Source organism: Mucilaginibacter sp., from assembly GCF_028288185.1.
Classification (GTDB): domain Bacteria; phylum Bacteroidota; class Bacteroidia; order Sphingobacteriales; family Sphingobacteriaceae; genus Mucilaginibacter.
On sequence record NZ_JAQBOF010000027.1, the window covers coordinates 154,542 to 174,862 of the forward strand.

At 39.8% G+C, this 20,321-nt stretch carries 14 protein-coding genes; 7 read left to right on the forward strand and 7 right to left on the reverse strand.

Features of this window, described 5'->3' with window-relative positions:
• The first annotated feature begins 53 nt into the window (after positions 1-53).
• The 3 genes from JWQ34_RS11015 (at position 54) to JWQ34_RS11025 (ending at position 3,442) form a co-directional block, all read left to right on the forward strand.
• A complete protein-coding gene (locus JWQ34_RS11015; protein WP_299357310.1) occupies positions 54-1,682 on the forward strand; it encodes a right-handed parallel beta-helix repeat-containing protein in 1,629 nt (542 codons plus the stop codon).
• 68 nt (positions 1,683-1,750) lie between these two features.
• On the forward strand, positions 1,751-2,485 hold the full coding sequence (locus tag JWQ34_RS11020) for a ChbG/HpnK family deacetylase (RefSeq protein WP_299357311.1): 735 nt from the start codon (positions 1,751-1,753) through the stop codon (positions 2,483-2,485).
• 192 nt (positions 2,486-2,677) lie between these two features.
• Positions 2,678-3,442 (forward strand): WecB/TagA/CpsF family glycosyltransferase, encoded by a 765-nt coding sequence (locus JWQ34_RS11025; RefSeq protein WP_299357312.1) that lies wholly within the window; start codon positions 2,678-2,680, stop codon positions 3,440-3,442.
• Positions 3,443-3,462: 20 nt separating this feature from the next.
• On the opposite strand, the gene JWQ34_RS11030 is transcribed toward JWQ34_RS11025, so the two are convergent.
• Both JWQ34_RS11030 and JWQ34_RS11035 read right to left on the reverse strand, forming a co-directional pair.
• The gene (locus JWQ34_RS11030) at positions 3,463-5,700 is read right to left on the reverse strand and encodes a DUF2961 domain-containing protein (RefSeq protein ID WP_299357313.1); all 2,238 of its coding nucleotides are present in this window, start codon (positions 5,698-5,700) and stop codon (positions 3,463-3,465) included.
• A 167-nt stretch (positions 5,701-5,867) separates the two neighbouring features.
• A complete protein-coding gene (locus JWQ34_RS11035) occupies positions 5,868-7,430 on the reverse strand; it encodes a M20/M25/M40 family metallo-hydrolase (protein WP_299357314.1) in 1,563 nt (520 codons plus the stop codon).
• A gap of 103 nt (positions 7,431-7,533) precedes the next feature.
• Between JWQ34_RS11035 and JWQ34_RS11040 the strand changes: the two genes are divergently transcribed.
• From JWQ34_RS11040 to JWQ34_RS11050, 3 genes are read left to right on the forward strand one after another with little or no spacing between them, the layout of a single operon-like run.
• Entirely contained in the window at positions 7,534-9,423 is a 1,890-nt protein-coding gene (locus tag JWQ34_RS11040; RefSeq protein ID WP_299357315.1) for a WG repeat-containing protein, read from the forward strand.
• Complete coding sequence (locus JWQ34_RS11045; protein ID WP_299357316.1) at positions 9,420-10,061, forward strand: DUF2306 domain-containing protein; 642 nt, start codon at positions 9,420-9,422, stop codon at positions 10,059-10,061. The genes JWQ34_RS11040 and JWQ34_RS11045 overlap by 4 nt, the downstream gene beginning before the upstream one ends.
• 43 nt (positions 10,062-10,104) lie before the next feature.
• Positions 10,105-10,938, forward strand: a complete 834-nt coding sequence (locus JWQ34_RS11050; RefSeq protein ID WP_299357317.1) for a DUF2911 domain-containing protein — start codon at positions 10,105-10,107, stop codon at positions 10,936-10,938.
• 24 nt (positions 10,939-10,962) lie between these two features.
• Here JWQ34_RS11050 and JWQ34_RS11055 read toward each other — a convergent pair whose 3' ends face one another.
• From JWQ34_RS11055 to JWQ34_RS11070, 4 genes are all read right to left on the reverse strand, one after another.
• The gene (locus JWQ34_RS11055) at positions 10,963-11,340 is read right to left on the reverse strand and encodes a LiaF domain-containing protein (RefSeq protein ID WP_299357318.1); all 378 of its coding nucleotides are present in this window, start codon (positions 11,338-11,340) and stop codon (positions 10,963-10,965) included.
• Positions 11,341-11,546: 206 nt separating this feature from the next.
• On the reverse strand, positions 11,547-12,974 hold the full coding sequence (locus JWQ34_RS11060; protein ID WP_299357319.1) for an arabinose isomerase: 1,428 nt from the start codon (positions 12,972-12,974) through the stop codon (positions 11,547-11,549).
• Positions 12,975-12,986: 12 nt separating this feature from the next.
• Entirely contained in the window at positions 12,987-16,013 is a 3,027-nt protein-coding gene (locus JWQ34_RS11065; RefSeq protein ID WP_299357320.1) for a glycosyl hydrolase, read from the reverse strand.
• 98 nt (positions 16,014-16,111) lie between these two features.
• The gene (locus JWQ34_RS11070) at positions 16,112-17,317 is read right to left on the reverse strand and encodes an MFS transporter (RefSeq protein ID WP_299357321.1); all 1,206 of its coding nucleotides are present in this window, start codon (positions 17,315-17,317) and stop codon (positions 16,112-16,114) included.
• 369 nt (positions 17,318-17,686) lie between these two features.
• Between JWQ34_RS11070 and JWQ34_RS11075 the strand changes: the two genes are divergently transcribed.
• Positions 17,687-19,072, forward strand: coding sequence for an OmpA family protein (locus JWQ34_RS11075; protein WP_299357322.1), 1,386 nt, complete (start codon positions 17,687-17,689; stop codon positions 19,070-19,072).
• A 66-nt stretch (positions 19,073-19,138) separates the two neighbouring features.
• Here the strand turns inward: JWQ34_RS11075 and JWQ34_RS11080 are convergent, their stop codons facing one another.
• Positions 19,139-20,320: an AIR synthase related protein gene (locus JWQ34_RS11080; RefSeq protein ID WP_299357323.1), complete on the reverse strand. Its 1,182-nt coding sequence runs from the start codon at positions 20,318-20,320 to the stop codon at positions 19,139-19,141.
• Between the last annotated feature and the right edge of the window lies 1 nt (position 20,321).

The window sequence follows — 20,321 nt, forward strand, 5'->3', positions numbered from 1 at the left end:
ACGTAACTTTAACACCATATTAACAGTATAAAGCCTTATACTTGTTAATTTAAATGAAATATTATCCCCTTATGCTTGGTGCGATTTTCATGTTGTTTTTTTCTTGTAAAAAGGCAGATAATGCAAATACTATCAGCAGGCAGCAAGCACTATCATTTAATACTGCTCTCTATTCTAATGCAATAAATACCACTGGTTTTTTAGTTGATACTATCCCCCCAACAAACGCTGTCAGTGTAAAAAAATTTGGTGCTATAGGCGATGGAGCGCATGATGATACCAATGATATACAAGCAGCCTTAAATTCTGAAACTGTTTTAATGCTGCCTGCTGGCACATACCTAATAAATAACACTTTAAATATGCGCCCAGGTGTTAAATTGTATGGTGCAGGCGGCGCTATTATTAAAGCAGGAGATAATATGCAAGGTACCCTGCTATCACGAGGAATGTATTTTTATGTCAGCAATACAGCCAACTGTTTAATCGGTAATATCAATTTTCAGAAATCAACACAGCCGTTTAATTTAGGGGCTTGGGGTAATGCTTGTGTTTACATTATAAATAGTAATAATATCGTTGTTAATAATAATGTTTTCAACTTTGATTTACCTTATGCTAAAATCGGATTGGCTGGTGTATGGGTAAGCGGCAGTTCATCTGCCAATAATATTATTAAAAATAACAAATTAACATCTGTCGGGATTGAATATGCAGAGAGTGGCGCCAGTTCAACAATTGTTGATGGAAATTATATCAATCATGCCCCCAATGATGGTTTAAGCGCTCATGGAAACTCTGACATTTATTGTAATTACAATATCGTAATAAATAATGTAATTGAAAACTCCGGTTTAATGGGGGTAGAGGATTGGGGAAACGTAAACGCCACTTTAATTAAAAACAATATTATAACCGGAGTAGGTAAAGACCCTGCCCAGCAAAAAGACGGTATTGGTATATCAGCTGTTGGTATTAATACCAGGGTTGTAAGTAATAAAATTACAGATGCCCCTATCTATTACATTGAAGTTGGAGGGACAAACACCATTGATAGTAATATAATAACCGACACACAAGGCAAGGCTATAGGCATTATTGGCAATTTTACAGGCCCCAAATCTAAAAGTGCTACACCCGTGCGCAATAGTAATGTAATGACCATTACATCAAATACAATAACAGGCTGCTACAGAAGCGTTGTGATTTTTGGCAATTATTCGCCAAATGTTAACATAAACAATAATACTATTATTAACCCGATATTTATAGGTATAAATGTAGATAGTGCTTCACCATCATATACCATTAATGCATCTGATAACAAAATATCATTCACAATACCAAACACACAAGTAAGAAAAGCTTTCGAATCATACACCAGCTTAAAAAATGCGCGCAATCAAAAAATCACATTAGACAACAACATCGTAACTTACGATGCCACAGCAAGTGGAGGATCGGGAGTAGAGTATGGATTTGAAATAGGCACAAACAATACAGTAATTAATGCAAACCAGTTTAATGGCAACAATATAATGGCCGGCAATTTATTGGTTTACGCAATATCAGGTAGCACCATACCCATAAGCGGTATAACTTTAACCAATAATAGGGTTTATGGCGCTACTGTTAATTTAAAAGCCTTCATTATAAAAACCAGGTTAGGTAATAATTTTTAACTTAAATAAGTATTTTAGTTGACGATGCGTGATCACATATGGCATAGCATCATTCATAGTAACTTAGCATGTCAATCCCCTCTTTAATAGTTGTAAATGCAGACGATATTGGTTTAAGACCTTCTATAAACAAAGCCATTTTATATTGTTTTGAACAAGGATACATTAACAGCACATCTTTATTAACTAATATGGATTGTTTCGATGAAACAGTTGATTTCATCCATAAAAACCCTGTTATAACTAATATTGGGGTACATATTAATTTTGCAGAGGGTAAGCCTGTAACAGATTTTAAACATCAACAATTTCTAAACTCAGATGGTAGCTGGAACATTGACAGAACCCGCGGTTCGTTACAGCTTTTAAATAAGAAAACCTACGCGTCATTTTTATATGAAATTAATGCGCAAATAGAAAAAGCTTTGAAAGCAGATATTAAAATTAATCATATAGATTCTCACTTGCATTTACATACTTTACCTGCTTTTTATAATCTGTTTATAAACGTTGCAAAGAAGCATAAGTTAAAACTGCGTCTCGCACAAACCTATAAGGAAAATAGCTACATCAAATTTTTTTATCGAAAACTTATCAATAATCAAATAATAAAAAACAGCATTAATTATACAGATCTTTTTGAAACGGTTAATGTATTCTTATCTCAAAAAGATCGGGTCTTAAATGGTAAGACAGTCGAAATAATGGTTCATCCAGATTTTAATGCTACAGGAGAATTGATAGATCATTTAGGCCCAAGTTCTATGGATAATTGGATATCTTATATAAATGAAAATGTTTAACCTAAATAGTTAGCGACATAATTATAAATGGAAATAATTCCCCGTTTTGAGTATTCACCCTTTCTAAATATTCCCAAAGTTGTAAAGGTTTGGCTTAAATTAATATCTAAACCTCTATTTATAGCTGTTATATATTTGTTTTCTGTTTAGGCGCGGTAATTGCCTATCTTGTATCGAAGTTTAAAATAACTAATGGCAGCTTTCAATCTTAAAAACGTCTTCAATTATTCTACCGTTGATGTCTTGGATTATTCTATTTTTAACAGCAGCCTTAGCAAACTAAGCTTTGATACTAAATGCCTTATAAGTACTGTAAACCAGTATTCATACATGGTTGCAGAGAAAGATAAAGATTTCAAAGAGGCATTAATGGGCTCTGATATTTTGCTGGCTGATGGGGTTGGTATTGTTGCCGCTGCAAAAATGTTAAATGGCGATACTATAAAAAAAATTGCAGGGGCTGATATCCACAAACACCTGTTACAAAAATTAAATCAGGAAGGTGGAAGCTGCTTTTACCTGGGCGCTTCAGAAACAACATTGGCAGCCATTAGGAAACGGATGTCAAAAGAATATCCTAAAGTTAAAGTTGGTACCTTTTCACCACCCTACAAAGCCGAGTTTACTGCCGAAGAAGATGCCGAAATGATAGCCGTGGTAAATAAATTTAAACCCAACGTATTGTTTGTTGGAATGACCGCCCCGAAACAGGAAAAATGGTCATTTAAATACAAAGACCAGTTAGATGCTACTATTATTTGCCCAATAGGTGCCGTTTTTGATTTCTATGCAGAAACTATTACCCGTCCATCCGAATTTTGGATAAACCTGGGCTTGGAGTGGGCGGTACGGTTAGCCAAAGAACCCAAACGTATGTCTAAACGATATTTATATTATGGCCCGGCATTTTTATACGAGCTGTTTAAAGCCAAAGTTGCCAATTTTACAGGTGTTTAATAATTTACCGGTTTACTATATCATTTAGTTAAATTAAATTCTGGTACTATATAACTATACACTTTGTATCTCAATTCGCTCCAGGCGCTCTTTTTAGGGAACGGAAATCCCGGAAACAGTTCCTGGTTATTCGGTACAAATTTAACTTTTACACGGATAGTCGATTTGTTTGCAGTTAAACTTAGCGGTATCAAAAACTCATCATCACGAAATTGGCGGTTTGATGTTTGCGTCCGCAGTAACCGGTTTTCCAACTCTCCCGGAGGATCAGAGTATAAACAGGTATTAGAACCTGCCAGGTACCAGGTACCGGCTAACTTCCAATCGGCATTTTTACCAGTATCTGCAATATATACTTCGGCAGTTTGATTAGGGAAACTATAATCTAGCGTACGCCGCAACAAGGCTCCCTGGTTGTTTGCTGCAAGTTTTACAGTAAATTCTGAACTTCCACGAGTATATCTGCCATCTTCTTCGTGCGCGGGATAAACTTCTTTACCTGCTGCATCTCCTAATGATTTCAGATTTGGGAACGTATCTATCCCCTGTTCATATCTTGAAGTGATATTTTCAACAGATGACGCACCAGGAGAAGAATAATTATGCGCTGTTTCACTTGTTGTATTGCCGATATCTATTTCATCAGTTTTAATTAAGGAAGGGAAGGGGAGGCCATACCAATAAGTTACAGACTCATAATGCTCTGTGCTTAAATTTTCGCCGCCATGCTCAAACTTAATAACAGCACGTTTACCAAAGGGCATCATATCAGCTAACAGAAAACGATAAGCAGACTCTATGAGGTCCTTATCATTTTTAGAAGTGTTTTTACCTTGTGCGCCTAACGGATGCCCGGCAAAAGCCAATGTCATGTTTTGTCCACCCCAGTAATCGCCGCCGCCGGCCCATTCTTCGGTACCGGTACCGTAAGCTTGCGGGCTTTCGCTGTCATCGAAAAAGAAACGCGGATCGCCTTCTAAAGTCCCCAGGTTAGCATTGTGAGAAAATATAAATGACGTACCTACAAAACTACCCGACCAATCCTCATGTCCTTCTATGCCGCGGGTATCCAGGTATGTCATATCCTTGCCAGGCTCAGGCTGGGGCATATCGGCATAAGTAGCATGGAAATAACTACTTAAACCTGGTGCTATTTTTAAAGGCTCATACCTTATTTCATAATTGATTTCGGTATCACCTGGAGTTATATCTGCCAACTCAAATTTGGCCGATTTAAAAAACGGCATAGGATAATAACAAGCCAGTTCTATTTTTTTATTAGGATAATCGTAACGAATATTAATTGGGAATCCCTTTACCAAATATTCGCGCTCATCCCGATTATATAAAGTACCGGCACCAAAAAATAAAGCCAGTGGTGCATCTATAGATGGTTGTTTTGCATCATCCCAGGTAACCAATAAACGCAAATGCTCCAGCTCGGCAGCTTTGTCTAAGGGCAATGTTAATTTAAACGCTCTGACGGATGAGGCTATGGATTTGATATTGGCTATTAATATTTTGTTATTGTTCAATTTTAAATCCCCGCTGACCTTTTTTATGTTTTTTGGAGCGACATCTGTTCCCGCTTTATCTACCAGGTCAAGCACATCTTTATCTGGCGCTTTGTTTATATCCCACGAGTCTATTTGCTGCGAAAGATTTTGGGGATTAGCATATAAATGATAAATAAAATACCCCGTGCCATAATGAGTTTTTGAATAAGCTATTCTAAACGAATCTTTAAAAGGCATAGGTGTCCAGATCAGGTCGGCACCTTTAGTATCTGCCCAGGTAAAGTTAAGCGGTTTTGGGAATGCAATATCGGGTATAAAAATAGTTGATGTTTTAAACTTACTCAACGCATTAAGCCGATCAGCAGTAGCGGTTTCCTGAACTAAATTGTCTTTTCCGTCACCAATAAAATGCCACGGGCTACCATGCCAGTGATTGGCCCTGAAAAAATAAAAAACACCCTTTCCTTTAACATCCAGCGCTACATTATAATCTTCCTGATTTGCAAACAAGTAATGACTGGCATCGGCAGATTGATTGGCGCCTTCACGGTCATAAGTGCTTCGCATATAAGCTCGGTCACCAATGCGTTGCATGGGCCATTTATCCCACATTCTATACGCATCCAGTCCAATAGGTATAATTGGTAACGCAGTAGCGTTAGCTTGCTTTGTGCGCTGCGCAAATGATTGCATAGCTAAACAAAGCAGCAATAGTATTAGCCGATAGGTCAAAGCTTTCATAATTAAGCAGGTTATAACAATTGGTTTATGATATTACTACAAAGAAATAACAATGCCTAATTAAAAACTTTAAATAAATAGCTAATTATAATACTATGTTGCCATTCACAACAAAACATAAAAAAAGCCGCTCAACATATAAGGCGGCTTTTTTATGGTGATCTCTATTACTTATCCAATCCACCACGGCGGATAGCCTTAACAGGTTCAGGCCATTTAACACCCTGAACTTTTATATTTTTTGTTTTCGCGGGATCCTCGCTCGCCATATAGGCCATTATCGCGGCTAATACCGCGTTATTGCGCAGATCATCAAATACAACTTTATCGTAGGTGTCCCGGTTTGTATGCCAGGTGTAGCTAAAATAAGCCCAGTTAAGTGATCCTAATGAGAAACCCGGAGCGCCAACAGCGTCAAACGATGCAAAATCAGATCCGCCACCGCCGGGTGAACCCGGGAAATTAGTTTTAATGCGATTCTTAATAGTATCAGGCACAGCTGATAGCCAGCGTGACAAGAATTCACCGGCATCGGTATAACCAGAGCCTGATAAGTTAACCACGCGGCCGGTACCGTTGTCCTGGTTAAATAATGCTTGCAGATTCTTTACAATTTCCGGATGATCCTCTACAAAAGCGCGAGAGCCATTCAAGCCTTCTTCCTCGCTGGCCCAATGCCCAACTAATATAGTACGTTTTGGATGAGGATAGAATTTCTTTAACAAACGCATAGCTTCCATCATGGTTAGTGTGCCGGTACCATTATCAGTAGCGCCAGTGCCGCCATCCCACGAATCAAAGTGAGCAGATAGCATTACATATTCATCCGGCTTTTCAGTGCCTTTAATTTCGGCAATGGTGTTAAAGGTTGGTACTTCGCCCAGTTCTTTCGATTCTGTATGCAAACTTAAAGTAGGGGGCGTGCCAAACTCTGTTAAGCGGTATAACATACCATAATCTTCCAACGCAACATCAACAGTAGGTACCTTTTTGGTATAAGCGCTAAATATTTTATCAACCCCAAAACCCGCCGACCAATAATTACTAATTATCCCTACAGCACCGGCATTTTCTAAAGCGACAGGTAGGGTGCGGCCCGTATAGCCGGTTTTCTTGATCCGTTTGGCCCAGGCTGTTGTTTGAGCTACACGATCGGCTTTCATCTTTTCTATAGATTCTTTTAAACCAAATTCGGTCCAGTTATCATCAGGACGGCCTGTTGGCTGTAACATGGATATCAATACAATTTTACCTTTTACCTGGGGTAGCCATTTTTGAAATTCGATGGAGTCGGCCAGATCTGGTATTATGATGGTTTCGGCTGTAATTGTTTTTTTGCCCATCCCGGGGCTCCAGGCCAATTGCGTGCCCTCAAGTGATTTTATGCGTGGCGATATCATATCTATATGAGATATTCCCCGCTCCCAACCACGCCATACGCCCCAGTTTTCTTTATGGGCAGGTATACCCCAACTTTTATATTTATCTATTGCCCAGTCGGCAGCTTTTACCATTTGTGGTGTGCCTACTAATCGTGGGCCTACGCCATCAAAAAGCTCATGAGCTAATGGTTGTAATTGTGAGTTGGTAGCCTCTTCGTTCATTATCCCATCTATGACAGACTTATTGGGCGTTTGCGCAAACACAAGGCTGCTGGTAAACATTAAGCCGGCAAAAGACATAGCGATTTTAAGCCGGCTGGTAAAGCGGTGAGTGAGTTCAGTTTTCATGAACCTAATTTAAAAGTTTGGGGCGAGGTATGCTAATTTATTTTAATGTCTGAAAAATGCAGGTGATAATTATAGATTAGTTTAAAATTATATATTTGATATAATGAAAACTAAACATATCATCTTTATCAGCCTGGCGAGTGTTATTTTACTTGCAAGCGTGTTTTTCTTAGTGCGCGGCATGAATGCCAACAGGTCTGAAAAATCTGAAGTAAAAGAGTTCCTAACCGCTTTCAGTCAACAAGTAGGTAAAGGTAACATAGATTCATTACGCGTTTATTTTGACACGGATGGAAAATCGCCGGGCTTAGAAAAGCTAATTACTATACTGGCCCATTTAACCAGCGCAAACGGGGTTGCTAAACCGCTTGCAAATATTAGCTTGAATGTTGATGACAGCGAAATAAAATTCATTAACCCACAGCTTACTGAAACCAACATTCCTGTCAAGTTTGTAAATGACACATTACCCTCTAAACATTCGACACTTATATTAAGGCTGCAAAAAAATGATGCACATCAGTTAAAGATAGTACAGGCAGATGCGAAAATGTTTTTAATAGACCTCATTGCGTACGAAAATTATATCAGGAGCAAGATGTACACTGACTCTGAGATTTACGCGGCGGTAACATTAAAAGCTTTTATAACAGCAACGCAGTTAAAAACCAGATACGACAGTGTTATTTGGTTTGCGCATGTTAACGCAAAGACTTATTTCTATGTAATAAAAGGCGTATGGGACATTTATTCGCCAGGTGGTATTTTAAGAGATTCGACAAAAACCTATAAAATGGGTTTGGTTGGACCCGATCTGAAAGAAATCATACCTGCTGATTTTGATCTTGTCCATAACATCAGCGGAACATTTAATGATTTGGTGGAAGTTGAAAAAGAACATAAAAAAGGCTTTTATAATCTAACAGGTAAAGTTGTTGTTCCTGTTAATTATGATCATATTTTCCCGATTAATGATGATGCAAATTTAGCGGTACTACAAACAGCCGCCGATTTTTATTATTTGAAAAAAGATCTCACTATTTCTGAGAGGGTCGACCTTAAAATAGTGGATATCTTGCCAAGGCTAAAACAAACCAATTCGTTTACGATGGATAACTCGGACACCGAAATTATAACCGAACATAATTCTCGAATTGCGCATGGTACTGTTTATATCACACCATCGTATTTGGTTGATCTTAATTTGTTACCAGCTGTAAAATTCTTCAAAAATCCATTACGCAAGAATATTGAATATGAAGATGTAAGTACCAATTATATAGTGAAGACAGCAGAACACACTACCGGTAATGACAACTGGTTTGAGTCTGCCTTTTATAATATAAGGGATTATTTTTTGGGCGGCCGGGCAGAGTTTTATGACAAGAAGAACTTAATAATTGTTGATAAAAGGTCTAATAAAATACTTACCGCCGATTTTTATACTGATCATGGCAATGAAGAGGGCGGAAGCACTTCAAAAACAATTTGTGATTTCAATAGCATTAAAGCAATTAATGATAGCTTGTTTGAAGTACGGTCCGGATCTATACTTGCTATACAGCTTTATGATTCGACGAAGTCAGTTGTAGGCGGGCCATATTATTATTACCTGGCTGTAAAGGGTAATAAACTGGTTGAATTAAAAAACAGGAGGGATTTCGGTTTTACTAAGTATGTTAAAATGGATGATGCCTATCTACAGGCTTGTTATGAATTAGCAGAAGTTAAAAGGCCGATAGATCACGTCACAGATGATATGTTGCTTTATATGAAAAATGAGATCTACGCCGATTATAGGTATCATTTTAAAGATAAACGCTGGAGAGACATTTTCTCAGATCTGACAGATGATAATATAGCCTTTGGCAACAGGGTGCAACCACCTAATGCTAATGTTGACGATTCTCTTACAGTAATAGACAAATACAACATCAACTTTATCGATCAAAAATTAAAGGGCGTCAGGCCCAATGTTATCGCTGCTAAATGAAGATAATAGAGCGCGCACTTTGGTACTTTGCTTTTTTCTGGGTGTTGGTTTTAAGCGCAGGCACATTTTTGCAGTATTATGATTTTAGGACGCATAGTGTCTTTTTAGACCTAAAGCGAGCTGCAATTAAAACAGGATGGTATTTGCCGGCATTTTATTGCCATATAATAGGTAGTAGCATAATTTTGCTGATCGGTTATCTTCAGTTTTCTAAGCGAATTTATAATAATCGCCTGCTGCATAAAATATTAGGTAAAATTTATGTGTTTGGGGTTTTATTTATTTCTGCACCAGGCGCTTACTTAATGACGGTATTTATAAATAGGGGGCAATGGGTTACGATTTCCTTTTTATTACAAAATACTTTATGGATAGGCTTTACTTTGGCCGCCTGGTTAGTCATACGGAGAGGAAATGTAACCAGCCATGTTAAAATGATGCGCAGGAGTTATGCTTTAGCTTTTGGCGCGGTTACTTTGCGGTTTTATATATTTATTTTTACGGTTATTGGCAACGGTGTTGGGTTTGCCAATAATTATATAATTATTTCGTTTTTAAGCTGGATACCAAACCTTTTATTGGTGGAAGTAATAAATTATTATAAAAACACACATTTTGATTTGATTACGGTTGATTAACAGACTGTCGGCCATTTGATTATTTTACTATAAACACTAACTGATGAAAAAAACGCTAACCTTTATTGCTATTTGCCTTGCAACATTTACTGTTAAAGCACAGATCCCTAATTTTAGTTCAACCCAACACATCGATCAGGAATTTGGCCTCGGTACCATTAGTATAACCTATGGCCGTCCCAACTTAAAGGGCCGTAAAATATTTAATAATATTGAGCCTTTTGGGCAAGTATGGCGCACAGGTGCAAACTCTGCTACTATCCTTAAACTTACAGATACCGTTACCATGGAAGGCCACAGGGTATTACCGGGCGAATATGCTTTATTCACCATTCCCGGCGCTGCAGAGTGGACCGTAATTATCAACAAAACAGCTAAACAATGGGGAGCATACTCGTACGATCAAAAACAGGATGTATTGCGCTTTAAAGTAAAATCTTATAAACTGGCCACGCCGTTAGAAACTCTAACTATACAATTTGCTGATGTAAATGTAGATAGGGGAATCCTCCAAATACTATGGGAAAACACCGGTGTAGCTATTCACTTAAAAGCTGATATAAACGCCCGAGTTATAGCCAATATCAATAAAATGATGAAAGGCAAAGACAAGCCTTATTACGTTGCCGCTGTATGGTATTACAACCATAACCTGGATATGAAAAAAGCTTTAGTTTGGATGAACGAAATGGAAAAAGTACAACCCGATGCTTATAACGTAAAATACTGGATGGGAAGAATCTTATTAAAACTTGGTGATAAAAAAGGTGCTATTGCTTCAGCAAAAATGGGGCTGGCTATTGCCGAGAAAGATGGCAATTCAGAATATATCCGTATGAATAAAGAAGTGCTGCGCGATGCGGGAGCGATAAAATAAAACTAATTGATGTGGTGGGCCTGATTATACAAAGCTCACCACATCAATTACTGCCATTACGGATACGCCTTTAAGCAACAGCACTTTGCTTGAATTGTAGCCACGGTTATTGTAAGTACGGTCTTCATCCACTACAGAGCAGAAATGAACCAGGTCTGCTTCTACGCGCCAGTCTGCCGGTACGGCTATAGTTATCTCGCCAAATGCCTGCGAAATATCCAGTGTAACAATACCTGTTATATCCGCATAAGTAAAATCCAGCTCGGTACTGCCGAATATGTTTTGGATGTGCCCGCCTTTAAAATCTTTTGAAAGAATTGTCCGTTTAACCCCGCCAAATATGGTGGTGGTATTTAAGTAATCTTCTTCGTTGGTAGTTATAGTTCCTGATAGTATGTTCATGAGTTGTTGATTTTGTTATTTCAAAACTAAACGAATGGTAGTACCAGGAAAAGACTTAGCCCGTAGGCAGGGAAAAGTTATCGGTAAAAGCGGGAATTGTGTCGGTGAGTGTTTGAGTAATCAAATGGATAAGGTGAGGTATGGGTATTAAGAGGATTAAATAGTTTGCCATTCTAAGCGTAGCGAAGAATGACAAACTATTTAGATCAACAAACCCTCACACACTCCACTCCCAACAGATCACCCAACTTCTGTATTTTAGAAGCGATATGCCCGTTACCAATAGCGCAATGGTGCGCCGGGCCGTGCGCGTTCCAGGCTTCTACAAAACCACGTGCGCCCAGCGGGAACTTATAACGGCTATTGGTATTACCAATCTCTAATATCGGCCCGGCAACAGATTCAGCTTCGGCGGTTAGTAGCATGATCTTGCCATCGGCGGTTTCCACAACAGATAACAACGTAACCGGCCCATGCTTTACTGACATTTCAACCGAAAGGCCGCTGCCCACTTTGCCATGATAAACCTGTAATGGTTTTACTTTTATCTTGCCTTCGGCGATAGCGGGATGGCAGGGGCCGTCATGGCCCATTAATACCACATCATCGTTAAAATCCATGGCGTAGTATTCGGTAAATGATCCGCCTGCGCCAAAGCTATCCATGATCTTCATGGCCTGGGCGTTTTTGATCTCATATTCGCCGGCTACTGGGATATGTTGCGCGGTTAATAATGATGTTCCTAGTATTACAGAACTCATGGTATCGGCATTTATATTGCCCGTGCCTTTATGGTAATACGCCAGCGAGCCCAGATTATATTTAACCACGAGTTTATCTAAAGCCACAGCAGTAATAGCAGCCCTTGTCAATTCATCCACCGAGCAATCAGATTGTACATCAAACCATGTATGGAACGTGTCAAACTTTTTCATGATCTCATCAACATCCGCTTCACTGCGCAGCGCCGATAATTCGTCTACCTCAATGATCTCTATATGCCCGCCGAAGGTGGCGCATTGCAAGGTTAGGTTACTGTAAATATCCAGCATCCCTCCATAATAATTACCCATTACGCCAAGGGTGTTATTGTACATAGTATGCGCCACCTTTGCTGCTGCTATCCATTCTTCAACCTCCTGCCAAACGTGCGGGTCGTTGTTGAGCATGCCGGTTATTTGGTGAAATGGAATATTTGACCGTTTAAAAACATTAGCTATCTCGGGCACGGGGCAGGCAGAACACGATGCCAGCCATTCGCCGGTCATGGTGGTGCGGTTATTTAGTTTGTTAAATGTGGTGTAATCAATGGCAGCTTCGGGAGCAAGGTTAAGTACTATTACAGGCACTTTAGCTTTCTTAACAACCGGTAATACGGTTGAGGATAAAGCATAAGTAGTAACGTATAAAAATATCAGGTCAACGTCCTCACGTTTAAACCGACTGCCCGCATCAAAAGCTTTTTGAGCATTATCTATCAGGCCCAGGTTTACCACCTCAACCCCAAAGCCGCCAATTTTTTCGCTTACGAGATCTACATAACCAGCCAATCGTTTTTCTAATCCTTCAAACTGATCCCAGTAAGTATCTAGCCCAATGCCAAAAAGCCCTATTTTAATTCCTGCTGATGTCATCTATATAAATATTTAGTGATTGCCTTTCTGAATAGTTACCGGCCCGATCAAACCTGATCTGAGCAACGGCGTATCTTTACGATAAGGCTCGAATGTAGTGAAAGTATAACGTTTGCCTGGTCTTGGTTCTCCTTTAGTTATCCAGTTTGGCCACCTGCCGCTTGTTGGGCCATCGCCAGCTATTTTTTGGTCGCCTATTAAACGGTTTGGCCAAAGGTTGGCTACTTCAATTTCAAGCGTGTTTTGTTTTTTTAATAGCGATTCCGGTATTTGTACGCGCCACGGGGCCGTCCATACCACGCCCAGATCTTTGCCGTTTAGTTTTACACGAGCAAGGTTTTTAATTTCGCCAAGATCAAGGTAAAGCTTATCGTTACCGTTTTGAGCGAGATTAATATTAAATGTTTTATGATAAGTAGCAATACCCGAATAATACTTAATACCTTCTTCGGGCCTCAAAGTCCAGTCGGTCAACTCATCAAACACAATATTTTTAGGGCCACCCCATTTCGGGTCGAAAGAAACATTCCACGGGCCGCTTAAAGTGGCCACTACAGTTGGCGCTACAAAGTTTTTATTTTTGGCCGATGTGAGTACTGCTTTTACATCTTTGGCAAATACTACAAAATAGCTCTGGTAAGCGTCCAAATGTATAAGGATGGTAGTTGTGCTACTTTGCTTTTTAAACTCGCCCAGGCCTTTAAAATTACCCGTTACCGCATCCCAAAGCTGGGGTGTGCCTTTAATACTGCGGAAGGTAGCTTGGGCATCTATTGCCTCGCCCGTTTTGTTAGCAATAAAATAAACGTCTCTATCTGTAGTGGTGCGGTGGATATACCGGATAGGGCCATCTGATCTAAAATCCTGCACTACATGCATTGAACTTAAAATAGCAGCAGTCAAATCATATTTTGGGTAAAGGTTATCCAGTTCTGTTGCCAAATCGCCACCCCAAATAACCTTGCCTTTGCCATAAGTATGAGATTTTTGCGCTACGCCGGATGTCGGCCCCCATATCTGGTTAGCTAAAGAAACGATCTTATTATCAATCGCCGGATAACCTACCAAACTTGGCGACTTTAATGGCGGCGCACCCACAACTGTTGCTCCGGCCCTAACCAACGCAGCTATTTTTTCAAGCAGGGTGGGTGTCATGGTCGGTACGGCTGGCAATACTAACAGACGGTAACTTGCTCCGCCAGGGAAAACGATATTACCGCTAACAACGCTGGCTTTATACAATAAGCCCGGCGCGCATCCGTCAAAATTATAACCCTTTCTATCAGGGATGGTATCATTACCCGTCATAGCAGAGAACGGCGGACGAAACACATGCGGCGAACCTTCGGGGTTTAGATACAAAACATCAGCCACTGACACGCCTTGCTGCAACATATAACTGCACCGGCTAACATATTGATGATAAGCGCCCACCATTGGCCACCAAGTTTGGTTACGATCCCAATGTACACCGTAGGGGCCCATTGTCGCGCCGGGGCGCAGTGAGTCGGCTAGGTATTGATTCTGGAAAGTATGATATACAAATCGGTTTACACCGGCAGCAAAGGCCCAATCGCCCTGGTTTTTCATAGAGCCCGGGTGCTGTCTCCAGTCTTCGCCGTGAGCCGTAAATGCTTCAGCAGGTGTAAGTGATTTACCATTAACGTGTGCTATTGAAGTTGCCTCTACCACACTAAAAGACGAATTAAAACCATACCCTTTACTCCAGAACTCACTCATGGGTACATCGGCAATCGCGCCTAGTTCCAGGTCGGCGGTAGGGTTCATGTCATATGGTTCAATGGATAAGGACATGCCATTTTTATGAGCATATTTTTTAACAGCGAGGGCATGATATTCCAATATCAGTTCCTGCGATGTTTGGCGGAGATCCCATAAAAAGCGTTCGCTTATTTCCTGGCTCTCTACAATATGGCCGGCATAAACAGGATAATAAGGCAGAGGATCATAACCACGGCGTTTTATAAACTCTGCCCTAAAATGCGGTGTCCAGTTTTGCGATCCCATTTCCCAACTATCCATGTGCAGGCGTTTTAAACCTCCTGCTGATTTCTTATCCAAAGTACCAACCTTACGTAATAGCTTACCTACATAATTATCCAGATGTGCGTTTAAAGCAACGGTATCAAACTTATCAGCTTCAAAACCCAATCCGGGGACAGGGGCAGGGCGGGTTATAGCGCCATTATTGCGCCTGCCAAACCGCATTATCGTCCAGTTGCCTGTGGGCGCAGTCCAGTTTAAGGAGCCGTCCGGCTGCAGATATTTGGTAACGTCAATTATTTTGTTTTTGGATATAGTAGCTTGTGGATTCGTTGAGGTATAATCGCTTACCAATGGTAAAAACTGTTTAACTCCTTTGGCTGACGAATACGGCGCACGATAGTAAAGGGCTTTCTCATCAATGTCTTTTATCTTCTCATCAACAGCCGGAGTAGGATAGGCCAGTACAGCCACATCTTCGTAAAACTTGTTCCATTCTTTTTTTAGTTCGGGGCTAAAAGCGCCTTCGCCAAAGTAGGGGCTTTTGGGTGGGGGTATGGGTAATTTAATATCCTTTTGCCCACCTGTTACGTTTATCTGGCTTGATACTAAATGCTGCATAGACTGTTCGGGCTTTACCCACGGGCCGCCACTGCCTGTCCAACCTGGGCCGATGCCTAAAGTTATTTCGATGCCTAATCGTTCGCTTTCGCGTACGGCATATTTAAACATTTCCTGCCATTGGTCGCTTAAAAAATCAACCGGGCCACGGGGAATACCCACATTAACTTCTAAAAATATCAGGTTACCAATACCTGCCTTTTTCATGGATTCCAGATCCTTTTTTATGGATTCTTTTGACATATTGCCATCCATAAAATACCAGTACACGCCAGGTTTGGCTGTATTAGGCGGATTTATAAATCCTGCTTTTAAAGTGTTGGTAGTAGGATTAGTAATTTGCTGGCTATAGCCGTAAAAGCAGCAAGCCGATAGCATTACGGTTAATAAAACTTTGTTTTTTACAAGCAACATCAGGAAATTGGTTTATCAGGTATTGGTGGATTTAAAGATAGCAGGTTAATTTTAAATAACCATCCCTAACAGTCTAATCGCATTCCCTGATACAGAATTTAAGATGTAATCGGCATTTTGCCAGGTCTTTTATTCATTCTAAACAGTATATACATCACCACGACTGACAGTAATATAAAAACCAAATAGCTATAACTAAGATTAAGTTCGTCCTTAGCCGGGATAATTGATACCACAACATACGTTAACACTGATAGCATAACATACACCATTCCGCCTGTTAATCCGCCGGACATGCCCGCGTTTTTTGGGAATTTGCTCAAACAATAAGTAAAGTAATTATTATAGGTAAAGCCCGCCCCAACATGTATAATAAAGGCAAAACAAATCATAGTGTATATGTTGGTAATAAAGTTTATGCTGATGATCATCAGTATTACTGTAACCAACTGTAAAATTATATTCACCAATAATTTTCCGTAAAACGGCCTGCTAATTAAAGCTCGCCCTATAAAACCACCAATCATCCAGGCCAAACCTAAAATAAGCGAACTATAACCTGCCACTACCGGCGTAAATTTAAAATGATGTTCGATAATAAATGGCCCTGTCATGTTATACATGATCACCATGGAGTAGGCAAAACACAGCATCACAATACCTAAGCTAAAGGTTGCCGTTTGCATCATTTCTACATATAAGCCTGCTATTTTCTTTAAATTAAACACATGCGGATCTTTCAGCGTTTCGCCGCTGTAAATTATCTCCAGGATAGTTATAATTACAGCCATAGCCGCTAAAAAGTAAAAGTTAGATTGCCAGCCCAGCGTACTTTGAAAATAGCCACCCACAAACGGCGCCACAATTGGCCCCGCCGACCATATAATGGTGAACATACTTAAATAGTGTTTAAGCCTGTCGCCCTTATAAACATCAACAAAATAGGCCCGTTTAGCTATAACTATAATGGCCACGCTTATGCCGTGTATTATCCGCATAGCGTAAATAATATAAATATTATGGGTGATGGCTATAACAATGCTCGCCACAATGAATACTAGCAGAGCGCCTATACTAAAGCGGTAACGGCCGTAAGCATCTAAAATACTCCCCAGGAAAAGCTGCGAAGTGCCGTAACTTATTAAAAACAAAGTAAGCGTAAGTTGCACCTGTATACTGCTGATATGCATATCGGCACCCATGCTGGGTAATGACGGAATATAAATATCAGTAGCGAATCCGGAAAGCGGCAGTAATGCAAATGCTAATATGGTAGATATACGTTGATTTTTTTCTTTGAGCATTTTTGTAATGGCAACCGTTGTGATAAATAAACCCGATAAATACCGGATTTAAAAGTTGGGCAAATTTACAAATAGCTAGGTTGTTGTTTGTGGACTGGAAGTAAAGAATGGAATAGTAAATCTCCCCTGAATTTATTTAAAGTCATCGGTTCGATGTATTTGCAATGGATTCTATATCACAACAATCCTCTTCATATCTTACAAACTGTACATTTTAAAGCACAATAATAAATTTTGCTTATGGAGCCTGTTTGTCCATTAATTACTGGTTTATAGCTTGTTTGCATAAGTTGCTGCTTGTGGCATTAGTATTGCCCATACAGGTTAACGTTTGCCTTATTTAACGCAGATCAAACTAAAACAACAATTATGAAAACAAATTTTAAAAGAGCCGCTCTTATGTTAACAGGAGCACTGTTAAGCGGTAGTGTATTCGCTCAAACCAATAATTCCGAAAGTAATGAATTTGTAAAACCATTTGCCGGCTCTGCCGCTTACAATACCTGGTCAATTGGTATTAACGCCGGCTTGCCATCATTAATATTGGCAACCGGCGGACATAATACCTTTGACCATTGGCAACCAACCCTTGGCTACGGCCTATCCATCAGAGATCAAATTGTTCACTCATTTGGTTTGCAACTTGATTATAATGGCGGCACGGTAAAAGGCGGAGTTTCTTCAAATGTGCCTTATGTTTTTAACAATGCTGGCGAACGATACACAAACTTTAGCACTAAATTTAATCAGGTTAGTTTAAGCGGCGTATTAAATTTTGCTACGGTTGATTATTTGCGCCGTAAAAATGCGGTGCAGTTTTATTTAAACGGCGGTTTGGGTATAGTTTATTATACGCCTACCGTTACAGGTTATAACGGTAGTGATTTCCCTACTACAGCGTCTTCATCTTTTAAATCATCAGCATTGGTTATGCCAATTGGTTTAGGTGTTAAATTTAAAGTAAGCGACGCCGTTGCTATTAACTTAGGTTATAATGAGAATTTTATTGATGCCAGCAGCTTTAGTGGTGTTAATCAATATCCTAAAACCAGCCATTACTCATACGGTTATGGAGGTATAGAGTTTTCTTTGGGTTCAAAATCAAAACCCCATTTACAATGGGCTAACCCAATTGCATCAATCCAAAACGAATACTTAACCGAAGAACAAAGATTGCAACGTCAAATTGACGCGCAAAAAGCGGCAAACGATCAACTTAGAGCTGATATGGCTGCAGCTAACGCTAATTTGGCTAAATATACTACTGATAGTGATGGCGATGGCGTATCTGACTTTTTTGATAAATGTCCGGGTACACCTTCAGGTGTTAAGGTAGACGGTTCAGGGTGTCCGCTTCCTGTGGCTGCACCAGCACCGGCATCAGTTACTAAAGTTTTTGTAACCGAAGAAGATAGAAAAATAGTTAAAGAAGCTATCAGAAATCTTGAATTTGATTTTGGTAAGGCTACCATCCGTGCACATTCATATCCAAGTTTAGATAGGGTTGCTCAATTATTAATTGATAAAAACTTTAGCTTAAAATTAGCAGGCCATACAGATAACGTAGGGTCAAGCGATGCTAATATGAGACTGTCTAAAGCACGTGCAGAATCTATCAAATCTTATTTGGTAAGTAAAGGGGCTAATGCATCAAGTATAGAGGCTACCGGGTATGGCAAAAATCAACCAATTGCAACAAATAAAACTGCAAAAGGCCGTCAAATAAACCGCCGTGTAGAATTTACATTGTTTTAATCTCTAATAAATTCAATAAAAAACCCCGGCCAATTTGGTCGGGGTTTTTTGTTTAGTATTATTTGGCTAGTTGTATACAAACTCGCCAAATTCAGATCTGATAGTAACTTGTTTTGTTCCTGCTGCTTCAACATTGCCAATGATCTGCGCGTCAACATCAAAACTTTGTGATATTTTAATTAAATCCCCGGCTATTTCTTGTGGTACATAAAGCTCCATACGGTGCCCCATGTTAAACACTTTGTACATTTCCTGCCAACTGGTTTTTGATTCTTCCTGTATCAGCTTAAACAACGGCGGGATAGGGAAGAGATTATCCTTAACAATATGTAACCCATCAACAAAATGTAGTACTTTGGTTTGCGCGCCGCCGCTGCAATGTACCATGCCGTGTACCTGGCTTCTATATTTATCTAATATTTGTTTAATAATAGGTGCGTAGGTGCGGGTTGCTGATAAGACCAGCTTTCCCGCAGTAATAGATTGTTCTTTACCAATATTTATTGGATCAGTCAGTCTCTTTGTACCCGAGAATATCAATTCGTACGGAATAGCTGCATCATAGCTTTCCGGATATTTGTCGGCAATAGTTTTATTAAATACATCATGGCGTGCAGAAGTTAATCCGTTTGAACCCATACCGCCATTGTATTCTTTCTCGTAATTGGCTTGTCCGTATGACGCAAGACCCACAATAACATCGCCGGGTTTAATACGGTCGTTTGATATTACATCACTACGCTTCATGCGGCAGGTAACGGTCGAATCAACAATTATGGTGCGTACTAAATCGCCAACATCAGCAGTTTCGCCACCTGTCGAGTAAATGCCTATGCCGGCATCGCGCAGCTCTGCCAGTATTTCTTCTGTACCGTTAATTATGGCAGCTATTACTTCACCTGGTATCAGATTTTTGTTTCTGCCGATGGTAGATGATAAAAGGATATTATCAGTAGCGCCTACACAAAGCAGATCGTCTAAATTCATTATAATGGCGTCTTGCGCTATACCACGCCAAACAGAAATATCGCCGGTTTCTTTCCAATAAGTATAAGCTAATGATGATTTGGTGCCGGCACCATCAGCATGCATTATATTGCAATACTCCGCATCGTTAGTTAAAATATCGGGTACTATTTTACAGAATGCTTTAGGGAAAATGCCCTTATCAATATTTTTTATAGCGTTGTGTACATCGTCTTTAGAGGCAGATACCCCTCTTTGATCATATCGTTGCGAAGAAACCATG